The 6,226-nt window shown below is 69.5% G+C and carries 7 protein-coding genes and 1 pseudogene; 2 read left to right on the top strand and 6 right to left on the bottom strand.

The window, feature by feature from the left end; all coding sequences use genetic code 11:
* The first annotated feature begins 17 nt into the window (after positions 1 to 17).
* Positions 18 to 632, top strand: coding sequence for a hypothetical protein (locus IPK20_22045; GenBank protein ID MBK8019101.1), 615 nt, complete (start codon positions 18 to 20; stop codon positions 630 to 632).
* 24 nt (positions 633 to 656) lie between these two features.
* Here the strand turns inward: IPK20_22045 and IPK20_22040 are convergent, their stop codons facing one another.
* Positions 657 to 1,910 (bottom strand): glycoside hydrolase, encoded by a 1,254-nt coding sequence (locus IPK20_22040; GenBank protein ID MBK8019100.1) that lies wholly within the window; start codon positions 1,908 to 1,910, stop codon positions 657 to 659.
* 56 nt (positions 1,911 to 1,966) lie between these two features.
* Here IPK20_22040 and IPK20_22035 point away from each other — a divergent pair, with 56 nt between their 5' ends.
* Positions 1,967 to 2,215, top strand: coding sequence for a hypothetical protein (locus IPK20_22035; protein MBK8019099.1), 249 nt, complete (start codon positions 1,967 to 1,969; stop codon positions 2,213 to 2,215).
* Between the two features lie 69 nt (positions 2,216 to 2,284).
* On the opposite strand, the gene IPK20_22030 is transcribed toward IPK20_22035, so the two are convergent.
* The 5 genes and pseudogenes from IPK20_22030 to IPK20_22010 all read right to left on the bottom strand — a co-directional run.
* Positions 2,285 to 2,620: a helix-turn-helix transcriptional regulator gene (locus IPK20_22030; protein MBK8019098.1), complete on the bottom strand. Its 336-nt coding sequence runs from the start codon at positions 2,618 to 2,620 to the stop codon at positions 2,285 to 2,287.
* A 35-nt stretch (positions 2,621 to 2,655) separates the two neighbouring features.
* Positions 2,656 to 3,828, bottom strand: coding sequence for a fibronectin type III-like domain-contianing protein (locus IPK20_22025; protein ID MBK8019097.1), 1,173 nt, complete (start codon positions 3,826 to 3,828; stop codon positions 2,656 to 2,658).
* A 482-nt stretch (positions 3,829 to 4,310) separates the two neighbouring features.
* The gene (locus IPK20_22020) at positions 4,311 to 4,676 is read right to left on the bottom strand and encodes a glycoside hydrolase family 3 C-terminal domain-containing protein (GenBank protein MBK8019096.1); all 366 of its coding nucleotides are present in this window, start codon (positions 4,674 to 4,676) and stop codon (positions 4,311 to 4,313) included.
* Between the two features lie 116 nt (positions 4,677 to 4,792).
* Positions 4,793 to 5,572 (bottom strand): annotated as a pseudogene (locus IPK20_22015) (glycoside hydrolase family 3 protein).
* A 219-nt stretch (positions 5,573 to 5,791) separates the two neighbouring features.
* On the bottom strand, positions 5,792 to 6,226 hold a 435-nt coding region (locus IPK20_22010; protein MBK8019095.1), incomplete at its 5' end, for a carboxylesterase family protein.

The raw sequence follows: 6,226 nt of genomic DNA, 5'->3' as shown, positions 1-6,226 counted from the left end.
CCATGAGCGGCGTGCGCATGGACAACATTTGCGACACCACGCGCTGGGGCGTGATCGCGACCAACTTCTGCAAGAACATCCTCCTGGAAAACTGCACGGTCTCGCGCATGGACACGCACCAGGGCGTGGCCGGGACCTACACGTTGCGCGGCTGCACGCTCGGCCACGCCGGGCTCAACGCCATAGGCCGCGGCACGTTGACGGTCGAGAACTGCACGATCAACGGCCGCGCCTTCATCAACCTGCGCACCGACTACGGCAGCACCTGGGAAGGCACAATCGTGATCCGCGACTGCACATGGCAACCCGCGTGCGGCACGGCGGTGCAGCCGTACCTGATCGGCGTAAGCAACGACGGCCAGCACGACTTTGGTTATCCCTGCTTCATGCCGCAGACCATCATCATCGACGGCCTGACCATCGACGACCACCAAGCTATCCCCGAAGGCTACGCCGGCCCCTACCTCTTCAACGACCCGGACGGCAACACGCCGGCCACCGCGGCCCGCCCCTTCCCGTATCGGCTGACCGAACACGTCACGATCCGCCGCGTGACGACGGCCAGCGGCCTGAAGCTCCGCACCTCGCCCGACGACGCCGTTGCCGCCCACGTACGGGTGGTCGGTCTGTGACCTCCGTGATACGCCGCGTGGCGATCAGTCGCGCGGCGCGAGGTGCACCGGACTGCTGCCGCGAAACAGGGCGCGGCCGGTCAACGCGGCCACCACGGCTCGCTGCACGGCCGGCACGGGCGAGTAGGCGTTGATCACCACCGGACAACCTTCGATCTCCCGCACGTGCCAGGGATGGCCGAGCGAGATGAATACCGACGGCAGCTCGGGCCAGGTGCGCACCATGCTGAGGCGGAGGCCGTCGAGCAGCTGATCCCACGGGACACCGAGCGTGCGCTTTCCCGCCGCCGCTTCCTCCGCCACGACCCACACCGCGACGTCGAAGAGCTCCCGGCGCACGTCCGATTCCTCACGCAGGCGGGTGACGGCAAAACCCGCTTCGCGCAGCAGCGTCTCGAACTGCAAGGGCGGCAGAGAGCCGTACCAAGTGCGACGGTTCTCCTGCTGGACGAGGAGCAGCCGCGGCTGGAGGCGCGGATGCAACGGCAGCAGTCCCGCCTGATCACGCACCAACGTGATCGCCCCACGCGCTGTCTCCTCGGCCCAGCGGGCATGGCGCCGCAGCACGGCCGGCCGGAGCGGCTGAGGCGGGCGTGTTTTCCGATGCAGGCCGAGAGCCGCCTTCATCGCGAGGACGCGCGCCACCGCCTCGTCGACGCGCGTGCGCGTGAGACGTCCGTCCGACACGGCGCGCAGCAGGTAGTCGAGGTCCAGCTCGGGATCGGTGGGAAAGAGCAGCATGTCGCAGCCGTGGGCGATCACCTGCGGCACGAGTTCCTCGCGCGGGGCGTGCACGGTGAGTCCGGCCATGAGGCTCGCATCGCAAATGATCACGCCGTTGAATCCCAGCGTGCGGCGCAGGAGCCCGAGATTGAGCGCGCGTGAGAGGCTCGCGGGTTTCCGGGCGGCGCCCGGCCAGGCGGGCAGCGCGATGTGTCCACTCATCACCGACAGCACACCGGCGCGGATCGCCGCGCGGAACGTGCTGCCGTATGTCTTTTTCCACGACGCCAGCGGCAGGGGGTTGATCGACGTGGTGTGGTGCTGGTCCAGGTCGCCAGCGCCGTCGCCCGGCCAGTGTTTCGCGCAGGCGGCGAGCCCGTGGCGCTGCGCCACCTCGACGTAACGCTGCACGCACCGCGCCACGTGGCGGGGGTCGTCGCCAAACGAACGCGTGCTCACGACGGCGTTGTGCCGGTGGAGGTCGAGATCGGCGACGGGCGAGAACGACCAGTTGAATCCGGCAGCCTGGCCTTCGATCGCCGCGATCGCCGCCAAGCGTTCGACCGCTCGGCAGCCCGGCGGCGGACGCCGCGAGCGGATTAGGAAAGGCCGTGCGCTTCCGCCCCGCCGATCGCGTGGAGTTCGCCGAACTCGAGGTCGCCGCACAGCAGCGGCGGCACGGCACACGCGGCGCGCAGCCGCGCGGCCTCGTCGCGCATCACCGCCGTGGGACGATGGAGCAGGCGAAACACGCCGCCGACACCGAGGGCCGCGAACCGGTCGAGATTGGCGTGGCTCGTATCGAGAGCCAGGGGCACGACGAGCTGCGCGAGGCGTTCGCGCGGCGACAGCCGTACTGAGCGTCTCGCGCACCCACGCGAGATCCGCGGTGCCGAGCCGGAACGGTGCACGCTGGAGGTGGCGGAAGTTCATGCGCCGCGCAGCGGACTGGTGGCAGGCAGGTGCCGTTGCAGCAGGTGATAAGCGAGGCCGGTGTCGGCCGCGGCATAGGCGCTCTCTCCCAGGCTCGGCACGGGCGCGCCCTCGTGAAGGCGGCGCCACTCTGTCGGCGTCCTGCCGTATTGGCGACGGAAGGCCTGAAGGTAACTCTTCACGTTGGGGAAGCCGCAGGCCAGGGCGAGCTCGAGCACCGTGGTGTGCCCGTTCGCGAGATACGGCAGCGACTGCCGGGCTCGCACCTGAGCCAGGTAATCCGCGAAGGTCGTGCCAAGGCGTTCCTTGAACAGCCGCGCGAGATAGCTCACGGACACGTCCTCGACCTGCGCGATGCCCGCACTCGTCAGCGGTTCGGCGCTGTGCGCCTCGAGATGCGCGACGATGCGCTCGAGGCGCTGGCCGAGAGCTCGTCGGACTCGTCCTTCGCCAGCGGCGGTGGAGGTGGGCCGAGCTTGGAGGGCACATCGCGCACCATGTGGCCGAGCAGGCGCAGGACCGAGGCTTCGGCCATCAGGCGATATCCCGGCCGGCGCAGCCGCAGCTCCCAGAGAATCTCCGCCAGCAGCGTGCGAATCGTCTGCACCCGCGGATCGGTCGGGCTGCGCCGCACGAATTCGTTGAGCGCGAACTGGCGGCGCATGAAGTCGGGATCGAGCCGCGCGGCAAATGCGGCATCGGTCTGCAAAACCGCGAGGAGGTTTGTCCCCGATGACCAGCGCGTGAGGTGCAGCTCGTGGGGATGCACGAAGAACAGGTCGTCGGGTCCGAGCCGCGTCTCGTCCGGCGGCCGTGTGCTGACGACCTGGCCCTGCAGGCAGAGGAGAAACTCGCAGTCACGGTGATGGTGGCTCGCGCAGTCGCGCACGCTGTGCACGAACGCACGCAGCGGCAGGTTTTCCAGATGCTCGATACGCTCGATGGGGCTGTCCAGACGCCGGGATCGCACGAGGAGAGTGCGGGCCGCCTTGCGCGGAAACCGGGAGGATATTCTCCGTCGCTCCCCGCCCGGCGTCACGGCTGCATTCGCGCGATCGAGCATCGTCTGCAGCCCCTCCTCGGTGATCGCGCCCCGGCTCGCCGCCACGAGCTTCCAGGCCTGCATCTCCTGGATGAAGACCGTGATCATGGCGCGCGACTTTTCCTTCGCCTCGATCTCCTCTGGCGTGCCGGTGAGTTCGCCCGCGAGACCGATGCCGGCGAGCGCGGTGTGGAGGATCTCGTCGAACACGACCTTGCCGCCCGGCGTCTCCTGAAAGCTCTTGAGCAGCGAATCCCGCGTGAGTTTCGGATAGACCACGTGGCGCGCCGTGACGTCGAGCGCAACGTGGAGCGGCAGGTCCCGCGATGAGCCGCCGACGTGCACCTCGAACGTGCCGGACTGCACCGCCCAATCGTGGATGCGCACGTCCCAGTACGCGAAATCCCGCCGCGTGAGGGTGAGCGTGACCGTCTTTTCCTCGCCGGGCGCGAGGGCGACCTTGGCAAAACCGCGCAACTGCCGCGTCGGCTGGTACACGCGGCGCGCGTTCGTGGAGGTAGAGCTGAACGACTTCCCGCCCGGCGCGGCGGCCGGTGTTCTTGACCGTGACGTGCACTCGGGCGCCGTCCTCGTCGTCGATCGAGGTCCGGTCGGCCCGGATCCCGGTGTAGGCAAGGTCGTGTAGCTGAGCCCGTGGCCGAACGGGAAGAGCGGCTCGAGGCGTCGCGTGTCGAACCAGCGATAGCCGACGAAAACGCCCTCGCCGTAGCGGGCTTCCCCATCGAGGCCGGGAAGGTCAGGGAACGTCGGGGTGTCCTCGATACGGCGCGGGAGGTCTCCGAGAGCTTGCCCGAAGGGTTCACGACGCCGGTGAGCACGTCGGCGAGCGCGCCGCCGCCGGCCTGCCCGCCGAGCCAACCCTCGACGATCGCGGGCACTTGGTCCGCCCATGGCAGGCGCACCGCGGAGCCGTTCATCAGCACCGACACACCGCGGCTGCGCCGCGGCGACCGCGTCGATCAGCTGGTTGTGCCCGCCGGGCAGGTCGATGTTCGTGCGGTCGTAACCCTCCGGACTCGACCGCGTCCGGCAGGCCCGCCGCGACGATCACGACATCCGCGGCTTGCGCCGTCTTCACCGCCTCGTCGACAAGCGCGTCCGACGTCGCACCATCGGCGGATAGCCCGCCCGCGAAGGACAACACGGCCTTGGGACCGGCGAGTTCCGCCGAGTTCGGTCCAGAGCGTGTCGATCCGGGTCGGCCGCACCTGCGAACTGCCCGCGCCCTGAAAGCGTGGCTTCTGCGCGAACGCGCCGATGACCGCGACGCGAACGGGCGCCTGCAGATCGAGCGGGAGCAGGCCGCCGTCGTTTTTCAGCAGCACGATGCTCTCGCCGCCGACGCGGCGCGCCAGGCATGGTGCGCGGCGGGGTCGAAGTGGCGCCGGGGCGGCGGGCCTCGTGGGCGCGCAGCGTCACCGCCAGCGTCTGGGTGACGAGTTCATCCAGGCGCGCTTCCTCTGGGCTGTCCGGCGCGCACCGCCGCGACGATCTCGGCGTCGGTGCGCCCCATCGAACCCGGCATCTCGAGGTTGAGGCCGGCCCGCACGCTCTTCACCCGTTCGCTCACCGCGCCCCAGTCGGAGACCACGAGTCCCTGGAAACCCACTCCTTGCGCAGGATCTGGTCGAGCAGCGGGCGTAATGCGACACGGGCGTGCCGTTGAGCTGGTTGTAGGCGCACATCACCGTCCACGGCGAGGCCTCGCGGATGGCGATCTCGAAGGCCCGCAGATACACCTCACGCAGCGTGCGCTCGTCCACGATCGAGTCGCTGAGCATGCGCTCGTGCTCCTGGTTGTTGACGGCAAAATGCTTCAACGAGGTGCCGACGCCGCGGCTTTGCACGCCGTCGATCAGGGCGGCTGCCACGCGTCCGGAGAGCTGCGGGTCCTCGGCGAAGTATTCGAAGTTTCGCCCGCCGAGCGGCGAGCGCTTCATGTTCACGCCGGGCCCGAGCAGGATCTGCACGTCGTTGGCCTGGCACTCGTCGCCGAGGGCTTCGCCGACTGGGCGCACGGCTCAGGGTTCCGACGCGCAAGCCCCGGCGACGTCGGAAAACACGTCGCCGGCACGCTGTCCGAGAGGGCGGCGCCGGAGGCCTTGCGCAGGCCGTGCGGGCCGTCGGTCATCATGATCGAGGGCACGCCGAGGCGCTCGATCGGCTTGGTGGTCCAGAAGTCGCGACCGGAGGCCAGCGAGGCCTTTTCCTCGAGGGTCATCTGCGCGACGAGGGCGCGGGCTTGGGCGGGTGGTGTCGGTGTTCGGCGGCAGTGGCACGGGGATACCGATGGCCGACACGAGCGTGACAAAGGTAAAGGCGAAGCGAATGGGAAGCGGACATGGTTCGAAAGGCAGGAAGTGCTGCATGGATCGGCCGTCCATCACCCGGGGATCGGGAGACGGACCGGCCGGGAGTGGTGAGGCGCGGGTCCCGTCGATCACGGGCGACCGGCCAGCTGGTCGAGGAACTGGTAGCGCGCCTCGGTCGTGGAGGGCGCCGCCCGCGACTGCACGTCGATCGTCATCACGGCCGGAGCTGCATCACCGGCGCCGGCGGCGGGCCACTCGGGCACGCCGGGGCCGTTGGGGTTGCCCGTCTTGATGAACGGGGCGAAGGCCGCCTGCATCGTCGCGGACACCTGGTGATCCTCGTCCGCCCACGGTGTGCCGGTGATGAGGTCGAGATTGCCCAGGCAGTAGGGAATCTCACAGGCGTGCGGGGCGCCGATCGGCGTGTACGCAGGCATGGCCGGAGTGCCACGGCGCGCCGGCGCGGGCGCGGCCTGCGGCGGGATGCGCGCATACAGGTAGCGGTAGGTCGGCTGGCCGCCGTGGCGGCGGTGCATGTCGAACCACTTCCAGGTGCTGTGGGC

This window comes from Betaproteobacteria bacterium (genome assembly GCA_016713305.1).
Classification (GTDB): Bacteria; Pseudomonadota; Gammaproteobacteria; order Burkholderiales.
Note: the sequence above shows the minus strand (reverse complement) of the source record. Positions and strands in the feature narration are given on the sequence as shown.

Bases quoted from the DNA above. Each gene is read 5' to 3' on its own strand.
- IPK20_22045 (MBK8019101.1), top strand. From the start codon at position 18: ATGGACAACATTTGCGACACCACGCGCTGGGGCGTGATCGCGACCAAC.